The organism is Mesorhizobium sp. B2-7-2 (assembly GCF_006440775.1).
Classification (GTDB): domain Bacteria; phylum Pseudomonadota; class Alphaproteobacteria; order Rhizobiales; family Rhizobiaceae; genus Mesorhizobium.
This window is the reverse complement of sequence record NZ_VFTZ01000011.1, coordinates 153,941-169,457: the sequence shown is the minus strand read 5'-3', so window position 1 is coordinate 169,457 and position 15,517 is coordinate 153,941. Positions and strand designations below refer to the sequence as shown.

Below are 15,517 nucleotides of genomic sequence, written 5' to 3'. Positions count from 1 at the left end.
CCCTGTATGCTATTGTCTGCAGGAGAGTGAGTTCTGCCGATGTCCAACATGGCCCTTATCGATATTCGCGTCACCTCTGACGAACGTGAGCTTCTTGAAGCTGCTGCCCGTCAAGCACACACCAGTCTCAGCGATTTCATCCGGCATAAGGCCGTTGAAGCAGCCGAAATGCAGGTGCTGGATGGGCTTGTGGTGACGATCCCGGCTGCCGACTGGGAAAAGTTTGAGGCTTGGGCGAAGTCGCCGGCGCGAGGGCGCGCCGGTTTGCAAAGGCTCGCTGCGTCGCGGCCTGTATGGCAGGTCTGACACCTCCTCGGCCCATTGCAAGCGACGTCGGAAACCCGGTCTCTCAATCCGCGCTCATGACCTTTCTTTTTGCGACCTCCGGCAGCGTCGCTTTTGAAGGCGCGCGCGTCGTCCCATAACAAGCGGCTCAACCACGCATGCGGCAATGCTCCAAGACTTCGAGGAGTTGAGAATTCATGGCCGATCTGATCGTCGTCTACTGGCGCGACATCCCTGCCCAGGTCATCGTCAAGAAGGGCCGGCAGAACGCCAAGCGGGAATTGCCGCTGCGCTTCACCGAGGCGATCGACATGTGCGCCATGCGCACCGGCGCCGGCGGCACCGACGACTATCTGGCGGAGTGGCGCAAGGCCGATCCGATCCCGGTCGGCGACGACATCGAAGCCGAGGTCGAGAAAGCCTATCAGGAACTCGACGCGAAATATGACCGCGAGCGGCTGGTCGCTCTGGTCAAGGCTGGCGGGAAAGAAAATGTCTGAGCAACAGCCGGCGGTCACCCAGGCCACCTTGGTCAAGAAGGCAGCGCCGAAATCCGACTACAAGCCCGCCGACGTGTCGCCGCAGCGCCGCGTCCAGCGCACTTTTGCCGTGCGGCTTTGGTCGATCCGGCACTCGCGCTTGCTGGAATGGTTCTACAGCAGGTTCGCCGACGTCTTCCTGCTCTTGCACCCTCTTTGGAAAGGCATCGGCTACGGCCGCGTCGAAGCCCCGGTGAAATTCGTCGAGAAGCGGGTCAAGGGCTTCATGTTCGACTGCCGCATGTGCGGCCAGTGCGTGCTCTCGTCCACCGGCATGTCGTGCCCGATGAACTGCCCCAAGCAGTTGCGCAACGGCCCTTGCGGCGGCGTGCGCGCCAACGGCAATTGCGAGGTCGAGCCGGACATGCCCTGTGTCTGGGTCAAGGCCTGGGAAGGCTCGCGCAACATGGTCCATGGCGACAATATCCTCACTGTGCAGAAGCCGGTCGATCAGTCGCTGCGCGAAACCTCTGCCTGGCTCCGCGTGACGGCGCAGGCCGCCGCCGCGCGCGAAGCAGCCAAGAATCCCGGAGCTTCGGCATGACCATCCGCCAGATCGACGAGAACCCGGCCGGCATCCACCTGCCGCTCGAGCCCCTGCCCGGCCACACGTCGCGCGGCCGGCTGGAGCGCGTGCTGCGCCGCGGCGAGTTTGCTGTGACGACCGAGCTCAATCCGCCCGACAGCGCCGATCCGGAAGATGTCTACAACCGCGCCAAGATCTTCGACGGCTGGGTCGACGCCATCAATGCGGTCGACGCCTCGGGCGCCAACTGTCACATGTCGTCGGTCGGCATCTGCGCGCTGCTCACCCGCATGGGCTATGCGCCGATCATGCAGATCGCCTGCCGCGACAAGAACCGCATCGCTATCCAGGGCGACGTGCTGGGCGGCGCCGCCATGGGCGTCGCCAATATGCTGTGCCTCACCGGCGACGGCGTGCAGGCCGGCGACCAGCCGGGTGCCAAGCCGGTATTCGACCTCGATTCCATGTCGCTGCTCGAAACCATCCGCATCATGCGCGACAACGGCAAATTCCTGTCCGGCCGCAAGCTGACGACGCCGCCGCAGGTCTTCCTGGGTGCTGCCGTCAACCCCTTCGCGCCGCCTTACGACTTCCGCCCGATCCATCTCGGCAAGAAGATCGCCGCCGGCGCGCAGTTCGCGCAGACTCAGTATTGCTTCGACGTGCCGATGTTCAGAACCTTCATGCAGAAGGCGCGCGACCTCGGCCACACCGAAAAGCTCTTCCTGCTCTGCGGCGTCGGCCCGCTCGCTTCCGCCAAGACCGCGAAATGGATCCGCTCCAACGTGCCGGGCATTCACATCCCCGATGCGGTTATCAAGCGGCTGGAGGGCGCGCAGGATCAGAAGAAGGAAGGCAAGCAGCTCTGCATCGACATCATCAACGAGGTGAAGGAAATTCCAGGCGTCGCCGGCATCCATGTGATGGCCTATCGCCAGGAAGAATATGTCGCCGAGATCGTCGATGAATCCGGCGTGCTGAAAGGCCGCCAGCCTTGGAAGCGGGAGATCCGCCGCGACGACCAGCTGGTCGCCGACCGGCTCGACCACCTGCTGCATGACGAGATAACCGAAACCCAGGTGGATATGGTGAAGACCGCGCACTGATGTATGTCGCCCCGAAATGGGAACCGGTTTTGGGGCAACGACACACATGAACCTAGAGCCTAAGAGCGCGGACGGCACGCATTCACTTGAACCAAATCAGATAACGATATAAAGAAGTCTTTATATCCCGACGGAGAGATCGCATGACCCGCACCATCGTCGCCTCGGCGACCCGAGAAATCGTCATTGGGTTCGATCAGCCTTTCTGCGTGATCGGCGAACGCATCAACCCGACCGGCCGCAAGAAGCTCGCCGCCGAGATGGTGGCCGGCAATTTCGAGACCGTCATCAAGGATGCGCTGGAGCAGGCCGCCTGCGGCGCCACCATGCTTGACGTCAATGCCGGCGTCACCGCCGTCGACCCCAATGCGACCGAGCCGGCGCTTCTGGTGCAGACGCTGGAGATCGTGCAGGGCCTGGTCGACCTGCCGCTGTCGATCGATAGCTCGGTCACCGCCGCGATCGAGGCCGCGCTGAAGGTCGCCAAGGGCCGCCCGCTGGTCAACTCCGTCACCGGCGAGGAAGAAAAGCTCGAGGCCATCCTGCCGCTGATCAAGAAATACAATGTCCCGGTCGTCGCCATCTCCAACGACGAGACCGGCATCTCGATGGACCCGGACGTCCGCTTCGCCGTCGCCAAGAAGATCGTCGAGCGCTGCGCCGATTTCGGCATCCCGGCGCATGACGTCGTCGTCGACCCGCTGGTGATGCCGATCGGCGCGCTGGGCGATGCCGGCCGCCAGGTGTTCGCACTGCTGCGCCGATTGCGCGAGGAGCTCAAGGTCAACACCACTTGCGGCCTCTCCAACATCTCCTTCGGCTTGCCGCACCGCCACGGCATCAACGCCGCCTTCATCCCGATGGTGATCGGCGCCGGCATGACCTCCGCAATCATGAACCCGGTCCGTCCGCAGGAAATGGAAGCCGTTCGCGGCGCCAATGTGCTGAACGGCACCGACGAGAACTGCACCAACTGGATCCGCACCTACAAGGACTATAAGCCGGCCGAAGGCGGTCAAGCGGTTGCGGCTCCAACAGCCGTCAATGCGCCGGGCGAAGGCAACGGCAATGGCGGCCGTCGCCGCGGCGGCCGCGAAGCCCGCATGGCCAGAGGATAAGCGCGCAATCGTGAGCCGCACCGCAAACAAGGCTGGTCCGATCGCATCGTGGATGCGGCCGGACAACTCTGCTTTGCGTTCAGGCCACGCCCAATATGGCGTCGAACAACGCCATTCCCGCCCACGATCCGAAGATGCCTGTTATGCCGCCGACGATGAAATCATCGTCATAGGCGGGCCAGAACGCGTGCAGCAGCAGCGCGCCGACGATCGCGCCGAGGATCCCGGTGGCGAGATATTGCGGATTGCGCAGCCACGAGCCCTTAATCACGCGCACCATGGTGAACGCGGTGAAGATGGCGGAGAGCAGCAGATCCGACATGGTTGGCCCCTGGACCAACGGACTCTCCGCCCAATAGTAAAACGATCCGTTAAACGGCATCGGCGATTGCCATCGAGACACGTGCCAGCATGAATCCTCCCCCCAACATCACCGATCCGCTCGTGCTGTTCATGCCGTCCGGCAAGCGCGGCCGGTTCCCGATCGGCACGCCAGTGCTCGATGCCGCGCGCCAGCTCGGCGTCTATGTCGAAAGCGTTTGCGGCGGCCGCGCCACCTGCGGCCGCTGCCAGATCGAAGTGCAGGAAGGCAATTTCGCCAAGCACAAGATCGTCTCGTCCAACGACCACATCTCGCCCAAGGGCGCCAAGGAAGAGCGCTATGAGCGCGTGCGCGGCCTGCCCGAGCGGCGCCGCCTCTCCTGCTCGACGCAGATCCTCGGCGACCTCGTCATCGATGTGCCGCAGGACACGGTCATCAACGCCCAGACCATCCGCAAGGACGCCGATACCAGGGTGATCGCCCGCGATACGGCGATCCGCATGTGCTATGTCGAGATCGAAGAGCCCGATATGCACAAGCCGCTCGGCGACCTCGACCGGCTCAAGATCGCCCTGATGAAGGACTGGGGTTTCAAGAACCTCGAATTCGACTTTTATCTCATGCCGCAGGTGCAGAGCATTCTGCGCAAGGGCAACTGGACCGCCACCGCCGCCATCCACAAGGATGCCGACAGCGACATCGCGCGCGTCATCGCGCTGTGGCCCGGCCTCAAGAACGAGGCATACGGCCTCGCCTGCGACATCGGCTCGACCACCATTGCCATGCATTTGGTGTCGCTGCTGTCGGGCCGCGTTGCTGCGTCCTCCGGCACGTCCAATCCGCAGATCCGCTTCGGCGAGGATCTGATGAGCCGCGTCTCCTACGTGATGATGAACCCGGACGGCCGCGAAGGCATGACGGTCGCCGTGCGCGAGGCGATCTCCGGCCTCGTCGACAAGGTCTGCGCGGAAGGCAATGTCCAGCGCAACGACATCCTGGATTCCGTCTTCGTCGGCAATCCGATCATGCATCATCTGTTCCTCGGCATCGATCCGACCGAGCTCGGCGGCGCGCCTTTCGCGCTTGCCGTCTCCGGCGCGGTGCGCATCAAGGCCTCCGACATCGGCCTGAAGCTCAACCAGGGCGCGCGACTTTATATGCTGCCCTGCATTGCCGGCCATGTCGGCGCCGACGCGGCCGCCGTCACCCTGTCGGAAGGCCCGCATCGCCAGGACGAGATGATGCTGATCGTCGACGTCGGCACCAACGCCGAGATCGTGCTCGGCAACTCCACGCGCGTCGTGGCGGCCTCCTCCCCGACCGGCCCGGCCTTCGAAGGCGCGGAAATCTCCGGCGGCCAGCGCGCGGCGCCTGGTGCCATCGAGCGCGTTCGCATCGACCCCGAAACGCTGGAACCGAAATATCGGGTCATCGGCTCAGAGCTATGGTCCGATCAGCCGGGCTTCACGGACAGCGTGCAGGCGACCGGCGTCACCGGCATCTGCGGCTCCGGCATCATCGAAGTGGTGGCGGAGATGTATCTCGCCGGCATCATCTCGGAGGACGGCGTCGTCGACGGATCGCTCGGCATGCGCTCGCCGCGCATCGTGCCCAACGGCCGCACCTTCTCCTACGTGCTGAAGGAGGGCGAGCCCAAGATCACCATCACCCAGAACGACGTGCGCGCCATCCAGCTTGCCAAGGCGGCGCTCTATGCCGGCACCAAGCTTCTGATGGAAAAGCAGCACACCGACCATGTCGACCGCATCCATTTCGCCGGTGCGTTCGGCTCCTTCATCGATCCGAAATACGCCATGGTGCTCGGCCTGATCCCGGATTGCGACTTGGACAAGGTCCAGGCCGTCGGCAACGCCGCCGGCGCCGGCGCGCGCATGGCGCTGCTCAATCGCGGCTACCGGCGCGAGATCGAGGAGACGGTGAGCAGGATCGAGAAGATCGAGACGGCGCTGGAACCGAAATTCCAGGAGCACTTCGTCTACGCCATGGCGCTGCCGAACAAGGTCGACCCCTTTCCCAAGCTGGCGGCCGCGGTGAAGCTGCCGCCGCGCAAGGCGATGAGCGAGGACGGCACCGCCGGCGACGCTACCCCACGCCGGCGTTCACGCGAGGAGCGCGCTGCACGGCGCGGTCGGGACTAACGCTTCAGCTCATTCCGCGGCCCCTGCGGCCGCGGCATTGGCTGCCTTCACGGCGCCCTTGGGACGGTGCGGATGCAGCAGCCCGATCAATGGTTTTTCGACGATCAGATAAAGCATCGCCGAGAGCGCAAGCGTGGCGACCAGGATCGTCGCCGGCTGCAACGCTGCCGGCAGGCCGGTCCTCAGGATGACGCCCGTCGCCAGGACGCCGACCACGACATGCCACAGATAGATCGAATAGGACGCATCGCCGAGAAATGTGGGCAACGCAGCCGGCTTGAACGGCCTCGCCCGCTCGGCAAAAACCGCGCCCGCCACGATCAGCGCGGCCGGAAGCCCCCAGCGCAAGGCGCGAGCCATGCCGGCGTCGAACAGCGGACTTGCCGCAAGCAGAAGGAATCCTGCGCCGGCCATGGCCAACCCCACCGCAAGCGGGAGCCGATAGCCCTGGAGCCAGAAGCGCCCAACCACGACGCCGGCGGCGAACTCGAGCACGATTGGATCGGTGAAGGCGCGCGCATATCCAGCGGCAAAAACAAAATGCAGCGCGACGATGGCAACAAGGGCGCCCACGAGGACGCCGAACCGCCAGCGCTCCCCGAGGAACAGCACCAGCGTGAAAACGAGATAGAACATCATTTCATAGCAGAGCGTCCAACCTTGCATGACGATGGGATGCAGCGCGTTCTCCTGCAGAATCGGCAGGAAGAACAGTGACCCAACGAAATTCGGGACGCTGAAGAAATGGCCGTAGAAGAACTGCGGCTTGATCAGGATGCCGGCCGCGGTCAGCAGCGTGACGATCCAATAGAGAGGCACGATGCGGGTGATCCGGCGCCCCATGAAGCGCCAAGGATCAGCCGGCCTGCCGGCCGTCGTCACCCACATGATGAAGCCGCTGATGACGAAGAAGATGTCGACGCCGGCTGCCCCGACGTCGAACGGACCGCCGAACTGCTCGCTGACGTGAAAGCATACCACCGCGCACGCGGCGAGGCCGCGCAGATATTGAACACTATGGATGCTCGTCACGATGCCTCGATCCGATCGCATCATGTTGCGATGCACACGCCCCACGCCGCATTGCACAATAACAATGCAGTCGCTTGCTGCTGTCAACCGCTGATGGCAGCTATCCAGATAGAAACCGGCATAGCAGCCCCTCTAAATTCGTTTGCATGCAAATGTTTCCGGATTCGCGCGATCCGGAAACCGAAACGCTGTTTTCGCGAAATCGATCCGATACATGCGTGACGCATTTAGCGCGCATCGAACGGCGGCCGACCATGCATGTCGCCCAAAAGTGTCTTTTGGGAAACGACATGCGTGAAAGTAGATCCTCGGCTGCCGCTGGTCTTCAAGGGAGATGAAAATGTCGATGTACGATAATCTCAGCCGCTTCGGTGTGACCATCAGGCAGGCTCATGCCAGGAACAAGGCGATCCGCGCGCTCAACGATCTGCCGGCGCATGTCCAGAAGGATATCGGCTGGCCGGCCTCGCCGCCGAGCGACCCGCAGGCAGCCCTTCATGCGCTGCTTCTGGGCACGCCGCGCTGATGACCTTCGCCGACAAATGCAAGTTGCTCGGCAAGCGCCTGGGCCGCGACGCGGCCTCGGCGAACGTCGACAACAAATTGCGCGCGGCGCTACTGCCGAAGCGGCGCTAGAGCAATTCCAGGAAAGTGCGCGGCGGTTGGGCTCGGCAATTCGCCGTAGCCTTCCGCCCGAAATCGCGCAAACAAAGAACCGGCACCATCCGATCACGCCGATGTGCCAGCGTGATCCTTGACATTTTTAACTGAGGTACAATCTTCGCAGAGCGGGGGGAATTCTCTTAGTCGGCTCTGCCGAAGTGCGTGTATCTGCATGCCCAGTTTGAAAAGCCATCTCGTTTCGTTCGTTCTCAGGCACAGCCGCAAGAAGGCGTTTTCCAGTCCCGAGAACCTGCAGCGCTGGATCGCCTACGCCCGCAAGACCGAGGACTATCATCCGCCGGCCGTGCTCAGGGCGCGGCTGGACATCACCGAGACCGAGATCGACGGCTTTCCCGTCTATGAGATCGCGCCGAAGGCGGGCGAAAGCCGGCGCATCCTCTACATGCACGGCGGCGCCTATGTCTTTCAGATCACGTCCTACCATTGGGGGCTGATCGCCGAGATGGCCGAGCGTCTCGGCTTCGGCATCACCGTGCCGGTCTACCCCATCGCGCCGGAGCACGACTTCCATGACATGTTCGGCATGGTCGGCAACGTCTACCGGCGCATGCTCGAAGAGACCGACGCCGAGGACATCGTCTTCATGGGCGATTCCGCCGGCGGCAACATGGCGGTCGTGCTGACCATGATGGCGGCCGAGGAAAGCTTGCCGGCACCGTCGCGGCATGTGCTGATCTCGCCCGGTCTCGACGTCTCGCTTGCAAATCCCGAAGTCTTCGAGGCCGAGCGGCAGGATCCGTGGCTGGGTATTGCGGGTGGGCTGGAAGCGGTGCGGCTCTACAGCGCCGGTTTCGATCGCACCGACTGGCACATCAGCCCGCTTTACGGCAACCTGTCCGTGCTGCCCAAGACGCTGCTGCTGACCGGTTCACGCGACATGCTGACACCGGATAATCTCATCTTCGCCGACCGCGCACGCGCTGCCGGCGTCGAGGTCGACCTGGTCTACGAGGAAGGCATGTTCCACGCCTGGCCGCTGATCGAGATGCCCGAGGCGCGCCGCGCACGCGATTCCATCGTCGATTTCCTCAGCGTTCCGGCACCAGCCCGAGCCCGCGCTCGACGCAGGACGAAAGCTGCTTTCGCAGCCCGCTCCGCGCCCGCGGCCGAATAGCTCAGAACTTGCCGGTTTCCCGGAACAGTTCGAACGTCGCCCGGATATGGTCGGCCACGGCCTTCACCGGCGCGCTCGCATCGGGCGCCACCACCATGGCAAGATTGTAAGTGCCGATCTCGGGCATGCCGTCCTTGGCGCCCAGCGAGACCATATCGTCGCCGAGGAAGGACTTCGGCAGCGGCGCTACCGCGAGATCGGCCATGATCGCGGCGCGCTGGCCGGCCGTGTGTGCGCTCATATAGGCGATGCGGTAGTTGCGACCCTCGCGTCCAAGCGCTTCGAGAGCGCCGGCCCGCCAGGCGCAGCCTTCTTCCCACAGCGACACCGGCAACGGTTCACGCAGATGCGCGCAGCCGCCCTTGGCGCCCGCCCACACGATCGGCTCGGTCAAAAGCACCTCCGCGCCGATCGCGCTGGTCTTGTAGGAATTGGTGAGCAGCGTGATGTCGAGCGCGCGGTCGTCCATGCGGCGCCGCAGATTGATGCTCTGGTCGATGGTGACGTCGACGGCGATCGAGGGATGCGACTGGGCAAAACGCTTCAGCACATGCGGCAGCACGCGCTCGCCATAGTCGTCCGGGGAACCGAGCCGCACCACGCCGACAATGTCGGGGATGATGAATTTCGACACCACCTCGCGGTTGATCGACAAAAGCCGGCGCGCATAGCCGAGCAGCATCTCGCCATCCGTTGTCAGCGTCACCGAACGCGCGTCGCGCGCAAAGACGGAACGACCCAGGATGTCCTCGAGCTTCTTGATCTGCATGGAGACGGCCGACGGCGTGCGGAACACCGCATTGGCGGCGGTGGTGAAGCTGCCAGTCTCGGCAATCGCCACGAAGGTGCGCAGCACATCGAGGTCAAGCAGCGGCAAGGGATGATTGAGCGGGGCGTTCATGGCAGCTTGCCTTCAATTTTTCTGATGCAATCCATCATTCCATTTCGTTTGATTGAACATCACTCCAGGCGCATAGTCAACTCGATCGATACAGGATGCTGCCAAAAGCAGCCATCAAACGACCCTGACACAGTCCTGCAATCGACGTGAAATGAAGCTGAAACAGACCTGACTTAACGCAGTGACGGGCGCCTCCCTGCCCGCATAGAGGAGAAAGAAATGTCTATCCTGTCATCCATCGGTCGGCTTGCGACCGAATTCAGCGCGGCCCGCGCCCGCTACCAGACCGAACGCGCCATCCATGCCCTGCCGATCGAACTGCAGAAGGATATCGGCTGGCCGGAAGCCGCCGACGCCAAGACCGGCATGCGCTTCGGCGTCGGAAGCTGGGCCGGAGCGAAGTAATCAAGTGTGTGTGGAGTTCTGAAGGCCTGCCGGATCAGCTCGGCAGGCCTTTCGTTTGTTTTGAGCCTTTTATTTGCATTCAAATGACTTTTCCAGCCATGCGGCCGCTGCATGACGCATATGAACAAGTCGCATAGCGGGTTAATTTACGAATTAAGCCGCTGTAAATAATCGGGAATTTTGAGCACACCGCCTAAAAACGTAGCAAATGATGTCGCTTTTCATAACAAGCGCTTCGCTTTTGCGATTTAGTTTTTGCTGAAGCGAGCCTATATCCACGCCAGCAAACGAGCTGCCCCACTCCATCAAGCGAAGGCGACCCGTCTGAGCAACCGAATGGAGATGATGATGAAGCTTTTTGCCCGCCTGTTCGCCCGCCGCGAAATGAACCTGACGACCGCTCTCGAGCGTCAGCGTCTCGCCAAGACCATGCCCGGCCAGACCGGCGCCATGAATGCCGCCCGTCTCGGCTTCGTCGCCTGAGGCAATCGGCATCCAAAGCTGAATTCAACGCCGCCCGGTTTAGCCGAGGCGGCGTTTTCATGTGCATTGATGTCGCATTGCCCGGGCGACGGTGCTTTATGCCTCGCTGAATTGCCCATTTGCGACCCATGTCGCAAATTTAATCTTCACTTAGCCGCCTACCCGATTGACAGGAATGATTTTTCCTGCTGTCGCTATGCTGTTCGCGACATCCTGTTCGCGTCATGGCTGCGTGAGGTTTCCCCGTGAATGCCGTAAAGCATCCGATCAAGAGATCGTTTGTATTCTTCCTTATTCCCGATTTCACCATGATCGCCTTTGCGACGGCGCTCGATCCGCTGCGCTCGGCCAACCGGATGCTCGGCTACGAAGCCTATCGCTGGCGGCTGGCCAGCATCGACGGCAAACCGGTGCGCGCTTCGAATGGCGTCGAATGCGCCGTCAACACCTCGCTCGAGGAAGAGCGCAAGAAGATGGCCGGGCCCGATCGGCCGAACATGGCGATCGTTTGCAGCGGCATCAATGTCGAGCGCTACCACAACAAGTCGGCCTTCGCCTGGCTGCGCGAGGAATATAACCGCGGCGTCGCCGTCGGCGGCCTGTGCACCGGCGCGCATATCCTGGCCGCCGCCGGCCTCTTGTCCAACAAGCGTTGCGCCATTCATTGGGAAAACCTGCCGGGCTTTTCCGAGGCATTCCCGAAGGCCAATGTCTTTGCCGACCTCTTCGAGGTCGACCAGAACGTCTACACCTGCGCCGGCGGCACCGCCGCGCTCGACATGATGCTGAAGCTGATCGGCGACGATTTCGACGAAAGCCTCGTCAACCGCGTCTGCGAGCAGGTGTTGACCGACCGCGTGCGCAGCCCGACCGACCGCCAGCGCCTGCCGCTGCGCGCCCGCCTTGGCGTGCAGAACTCCAAGGTGCTGACCATCATCGAGCTGATGGAGGCCAACCTTTCCGAGCCGCTGTCGCTGATCGAGATCGCCGACCATGTCGATCTCTCTCGCCGGCAGATCGAGCGCCTGTTCCGCACCGAAATGGGCCGCTCGCCTGCCCGCTACTATCTGGAGATCCGGCTCGACCGCGCCAGGCACCTGCTCATCCAGTCCTCCATGCCGGTGGTGGAAGTGGCGGTGGCCTGCGGCTTCGTCTCCGCCTCGCATTTCTCCAAATGCTACCGCGAGCTCTACGCCCGCTCGCCGCAGCAGGAGCGCGTCGACCGCAAGCAGTTGCTGGCGGCTTAAGCGGGCGGAGGCGCAGTCGTCTAGGCGGACTGCTCCTGCGCGGTCCGCATTGCTTCGATGCGGATGTCTTCGGTAAGCTGCGCCTTGAGCGCGGAAAATTCCGGGCTGGTCTTCAGCGTATAGTGGCGCGGATGCGGCAGGTCGACCGGCACGTCCGATTTGATGCGGCCGGGCCGGGCGCTCATCACGATCACCCGCGACGCCATGAAGATCGCCTCCTCGATGTCGTGGGTGACGAACAGCACCGTCTTCTTGCGCCGCTCCCAGATACCGAGCAGCAGTTCCTGCATCAGCCCGCGCGTCTGGTTGTCCAGCGCGCCGAACGGCTCGTCGAGCAACAGGATCGCGGGATCGTTGGCCAAGGCGCGCGCGATCGCCGTGCGCTGCTGCATGCCGCCCGACAGCTGCTTCGGCCAATGGTTCTCGAAACCCCTCAGCCCGACGAGATCGACATAGGAAGCGACGATCTCGTTGCGCTCGCGCTCGGGCCTGCCTTGCTCGCGCAGGCCGAAACCGATGTTCTCGGCAACCGTCAGCCAGGGAAACAGCGTGTAGGACTGGAACACCATGCCTCGGTCCGGTCCCGGCCTTGTGACCGCCTTGCCGTCGAGTAGCACGCGGCCCGTGCTCGGCGCCTCCAGCCCGGCGACGATCCTCAGCAGCGTCGACTTCCCGCAGCCGGACGGTCCCAGGATGGTGATGAAATCATTCGCCGAGACGGACAGCTCGACCGGCCGCAGCGCTCGCACCGGCTCCCCGCCCCTGACCCCGGCAAAGGTCCGCGAGACGCCCTCGATCAGAAGCTTGCTCACGCCAGGCTCCATGGATAGAGCCAGCGGTTGAGCGCCTTAAAGGCGAAATCGGACAGAAGCCCGATCAGCCCGATGACGATGATGCCGAAGATGATCTGACCCGTCGCCAGCCGCGACTGGCTGTTGATGATCATGTAGCCGATGCCCGACGAGGAGCCGATCAGCTCGGCGACGATGACATAGGTCCAGGCCCAGCCGAGCACCAGCCGCAGCGTCTCGGCGATCTCCGGCGCGTTGGCCGGCATGATGACGCGCTTGACGATGCCATTGTCGGTCGCCCCCAGCGTGTAGGCGGCTTCGACAAGGTCCCGCCTCGTGGCGCCGACCTTGACCGCGATGATCAGGATGATCTGGAATACCGAGCCGACGAAGATCACCAGCAGCTTTTCGAGCTCGCCGATGCCGGCCCACAGGATCAGCAGCGGAATAAAGGCCGATGCCGGCAGGTAGCGCGCAAAGGACACGAACGGTTCGAGGAAGGCTTCGACCGGCTTCCAGGCGCCCATGGCGATACCGATCGGCACCGCGACGATCGAAGCCAGCACGAAGCCGCCGAAGACGCGCCAGATCGTGATCAGTATATCCAGCCAGAAACGATCCTCCGTAAGCAGCCGCCAGCCATCCTTCAGCATCGACAGCGGATCGGCGAGAAAGATCCGGTTCACATGGCCGCCGAGCGTGATCCACGCCCAGAACGCCACGAACAGAACAAAGAAGGCGATGCCGAGCACGGTTCGCGTGCCCGGTGCAACGGGGTGCAAGGGGCGCAGCATCAGGAAGTCCTTGAGAGGAGGGATCGGCGGCGTGGCACCGCCGATCGGGCGATACGCGATCAGTCGGCGATCGCGCTGGTGTCTGCAAGCGTCGACACATCCGGCGCTTCCTTGATCAGCCCCATCTGCAGCAGCAGCTCTGCCGCGGTCTTGGAGAAGTCCTGAAAATCCTTGGTAAAGAACTGCTTGTTCTCAGCCTTGTCGGCCCATTTCAGGTACTTGGCCGAGTCCTCGAACTCCTTGGCCGACTGCTTCACGTCGGCTCCCATGATCTCGTAGGATTTCTGCGGATCCTTCTTGATCATGTCGAGCGCGTCGAAATAGCTGTCGGCGAGCGCCTTGGCGGCATCGGGATTGGCCTTGAGGAAATCCGGCGTGCAGCCGACCGTGTCCAGCACCATCGGATAGTCGAGCGTGGTCGCCAGGATATGGCCTTGGTCGGCCTTGTCGCGCACGGCTGAGATGAAGGGCTCATAGGTGACGGCGGCATCGTTCTGGCCGGCGAGGAAGGCTTGCGCCGCCGCGTCCGGCTCCAGGTTGACGACGGTGACGTCCTTGGTCGACATGCCGTTCTTGTTGAGCACCCAGGCGAGCAGGAAATAGGGCGAGGTTCCGGGCGCGGACGAGGCGACATTCTTGCCCTTGAGATCGGCGACGGTCTTGATGTCGTTGCGCACGACGATGCCGTCGGCGCCATAGGATTTGTCGAGCTGGAAGATCTGCTTGGTGGTGACGCCGCTGGCGTTCCACACCATCCAGGTCTCGACCGTGGTTGCCGCGCATTGCAGGTCGCCGCTGGCAATGGCCAGCGGGCGGCTCGCCTGCGGCACTTTCTTGAGGGTGACGTCCAGCCCGTGCTTTTCGAAAAGCCCGGCCTGCTTGGCCAAGGTCAGAGGCGCGAAGCCGGTCCAGCCGCTGATGCCGATGGTGAGCGACGTCGCGGCCATCGCCGGCGCGCTAAGCACCGCGGCCGCCGTCAGCGCCGCCGCGAAGATGGAGGTTCTTTTCATTGTGGTTCCCCTTTTTGTGGTGAGCTCGAATTGTCTCACAGACCCCAAAAGGCTTGTCAATGAAGCAGAAGCCGCACTGGACGATGGTCCAATCCGGCGCACGCCGGCGGACCTTGAGGGGCTTCTCGATTGCTCACGGCGTGCCCCAGCCGCGGTTGCGCCACATCTTCTCGCCCGCCAGGCAGTCCGCCGCCGGCCCGTCGTCGGCGAGCACGACCGGCGGATGCGCGGCCTCTTGCGCCGCCCATTGCAGCGAAGCGGGACCGGCAAGCTCGAGCACCAGCTTGCGGCGGATCGCTTCGGGAAACTGCGTCCAGTCATTGACCGGGATCATGAAGGCGCCCGGTCCGCCGATGACGCAGTCGCTGTAATAGCGGTCGAGATTCTCAACGTCGAAGGCGCCGCTGAAACCGCCGCGCGTCATCAACGGCAGCCCGTTGATGGTGATGCCTTGCTTGACCACCTCGTCGCGCGTGAGGTCGACCGGCGCGCCCTGATTGTTGGGCCCGTCGCCGGAGATGTCGATGACGCGCTTGGTTCCCTGGAATCCGCTCTCGGCGAAGAGGTCGCTGCCGAAGCTCAGCGCGCCGGAGATCGAGGTCCGCCGGGCGCTGTCCGGCGGGCTGGCATTGAGTTGCGCCACCACCTTCTCGGCATCGTCGCGGTTGGCGATCACCGTCCACGGCACGATGACGCGCTGCCAGGTCGTGCCCGCCCACTCGACATAAGTTACCGCGATCTTGCCGTAGGCGCCGTCGGCGATGGTCTTCAGCACATTGTCATGCGTCAGCGCCGCGGCATAACCGTGGCGCTGGATCTCAAGCTCGGCCGGCGACATCGAGAGCGAGACATCGACCGCCAGTACCAGCTCGACATCGACGGGTTCGGCGGGAGAAGCTGCCGGCGTCAACCAGAGCGCCAGCGCCAGCGCGGCACTGCCTAAAAAAATATGCCTTGCACGGGCATAAGCAGACATGGAGCAAGGTTAGGCGAAAATCGCC

Annotated in this window: 18 protein-coding genes; 11 read left to right on the top strand and 7 right to left on the bottom strand. The window is 63.2% G+C overall.

Translation table 11 applies throughout. From position 1 onward, the window contains the following. The first annotated feature begins 39 nt into the window (after nt 1–39). From FJ425_RS17325 to FJ425_RS17305, 5 genes are all read left to right on the top strand, one after another. Nucleotides 40–306, top strand: coding sequence for a DUF6290 family protein (locus tag FJ425_RS17325; RefSeq protein WP_140725066.1), 267 nt, complete (start codon nt 40–42; stop codon nt 304–306). Nucleotides 307–482: 176 nt separating this feature from the next. Next, entirely contained in the window at nt 483–785 is a 303-nt protein-coding gene (locus FJ425_RS17320) for a virulence factor (RefSeq protein ID WP_127863411.1), read from the top strand. Further along, the gene (locus tag FJ425_RS17315; RefSeq protein WP_140725063.1) at nt 778–1,368 is read left to right on the top strand and encodes a methylenetetrahydrofolate reductase C-terminal domain-containing protein; all 591 of its coding nucleotides are present in this window, start codon (nt 778–780) and stop codon (nt 1,366–1,368) included. The genes FJ425_RS17320 and FJ425_RS17315 overlap by 8 nt, the downstream gene beginning before the upstream one ends. Next, nucleotides 1,365–2,456, top strand: coding sequence for a methylenetetrahydrofolate reductase (locus FJ425_RS17310; protein WP_140725060.1), 1,092 nt, complete (start codon nt 1,365–1,367; stop codon nt 2,454–2,456). Before FJ425_RS17315 ends, FJ425_RS17310 begins: the two co-directional genes overlap by 4 nt. Nucleotides 2,457–2,599: 143 nt before the next feature. After that, nucleotides 2,600–3,574 (top strand): methyltetrahydrofolate cobalamin methyltransferase, encoded by a 975-nt coding sequence (locus FJ425_RS17305; RefSeq protein ID WP_140541950.1) that lies wholly within the window; start codon nt 2,600–2,602, stop codon nt 3,572–3,574. Between the two features lie 79 nt (nt 3,575–3,653). Here the strand turns inward: FJ425_RS17305 and FJ425_RS17300 are convergent, their stop codons facing one another. Then, nucleotides 3,654–3,896, bottom strand: a complete 243-nt coding sequence (locus FJ425_RS17300; RefSeq protein WP_246677954.1) for a hypothetical protein — start codon at nt 3,894–3,896, stop codon at nt 3,654–3,656. A gap of 89 nt (nt 3,897–3,985) precedes the next feature. Between FJ425_RS17300 and FJ425_RS17295 the strand changes: the two genes are divergently transcribed. Beyond that, complete coding sequence (locus tag FJ425_RS17295; protein ID WP_140725055.1) at nt 3,986–6,055, top strand: ASKHA domain-containing protein; 2,070 nt, start codon at nt 3,986–3,988, stop codon at nt 6,053–6,055. 9 nt (nt 6,056–6,064) lie between these two features. Here the strand turns inward: FJ425_RS17295 and FJ425_RS17290 are convergent, their stop codons facing one another. Continuing rightward, nucleotides 6,065–7,087, bottom strand: a complete 1,023-nt coding sequence (locus tag FJ425_RS17290; RefSeq protein ID WP_246677953.1) for an acyltransferase — start codon at nt 7,085–7,087, stop codon at nt 6,065–6,067. 340 nt (nt 7,088–7,427) lie between these two features. Between FJ425_RS17290 and FJ425_RS17285 the strand changes: the two genes are divergently transcribed. Both FJ425_RS17285 and FJ425_RS17280 read left to right on the top strand, forming a co-directional pair. Next, a complete protein-coding gene (locus FJ425_RS17285) occupies nt 7,428–7,613 on the top strand; it encodes a hypothetical protein (RefSeq protein WP_140541953.1) in 186 nt (61 codons plus the stop codon). A gap of 309 nt (nt 7,614–7,922) precedes the next feature. Next, entirely contained in the window at nt 7,923–8,885 is a 963-nt protein-coding gene (locus FJ425_RS17280; protein WP_140725053.1) for an alpha/beta hydrolase, read from the top strand. Nucleotide 8,886: 1 nt separating this feature from the next. Here the strand turns inward: FJ425_RS17280 and FJ425_RS17275 are convergent, their stop codons facing one another. Then, nucleotides 8,887–9,786, bottom strand: a complete 900-nt coding sequence (locus tag FJ425_RS17275) for a LysR substrate-binding domain-containing protein (RefSeq protein ID WP_140627085.1) — start codon at nt 9,784–9,786, stop codon at nt 8,887–8,889. Nucleotides 9,787–10,005: 219 nt separating this feature from the next. On the opposite strand from FJ425_RS17275, the gene FJ425_RS17270 reads away from it, so the two are divergent. From FJ425_RS17270 to FJ425_RS17260, 3 genes are all read left to right on the top strand, one after another. Beyond that, nucleotides 10,006–10,191: a hypothetical protein gene (locus FJ425_RS17270; protein WP_140541955.1), complete on the top strand. Its 186-nt coding sequence runs from the start codon at nt 10,006–10,008 to the stop codon at nt 10,189–10,191. Nucleotides 10,192–10,539: 348 nt separating this feature from the next. Then, on the top strand, nt 10,540–10,674 hold the full coding sequence (locus tag FJ425_RS32330) for a hypothetical protein (protein WP_081482193.1): 135 nt from the start codon (nt 10,540–10,542) through the stop codon (nt 10,672–10,674). Nucleotides 10,675–10,982: 308 nt separating this feature from the next. Further along, nucleotides 10,983–11,921 carry a GlxA family transcriptional regulator gene (locus tag FJ425_RS17260; protein ID WP_254633786.1) on the top strand — a complete coding sequence of 313 codons (939 nt, stop codon included), beginning with the start codon at nt 10,983–10,985 and terminating at the stop codon, nt 11,919–11,921. Nucleotides 11,922–11,941: 20 nt separating this feature from the next. On the opposite strand, the gene FJ425_RS17255 is transcribed toward FJ425_RS17260, so the two are convergent. The 4 genes from FJ425_RS17255 to FJ425_RS17240 form a co-directional block, all read right to left on the bottom strand. After that, a complete protein-coding gene (locus FJ425_RS17255; RefSeq protein WP_140725050.1) occupies nt 11,942–12,733 on the bottom strand; it encodes an ABC transporter ATP-binding protein in 792 nt (263 codons plus the stop codon). Beyond that, the gene (locus tag FJ425_RS17250; RefSeq protein ID WP_140628143.1) at nt 12,730–13,503 is read right to left on the bottom strand and encodes an ABC transporter permease; all 774 of its coding nucleotides are present in this window, start codon (nt 13,501–13,503) and stop codon (nt 12,730–12,732) included. Before FJ425_RS17250 ends, FJ425_RS17255 begins: the two co-directional genes overlap by 4 nt. A gap of 62 nt (nt 13,504–13,565) precedes the next feature. Then, complete coding sequence (locus tag FJ425_RS17245; RefSeq protein ID WP_140627082.1) at nt 13,566–14,516, bottom strand: ABC transporter substrate-binding protein; 951 nt, start codon at nt 14,514–14,516, stop codon at nt 13,566–13,568. Nucleotides 14,517–14,649: 133 nt separating this feature from the next. Further along, a complete protein-coding gene (locus tag FJ425_RS17240; protein ID WP_140627080.1) occupies nt 14,650–15,492 on the bottom strand; it encodes a DUF1194 domain-containing protein in 843 nt (280 codons plus the stop codon). Nucleotides 15,493–15,517 lie beyond the last annotated feature (25 nt).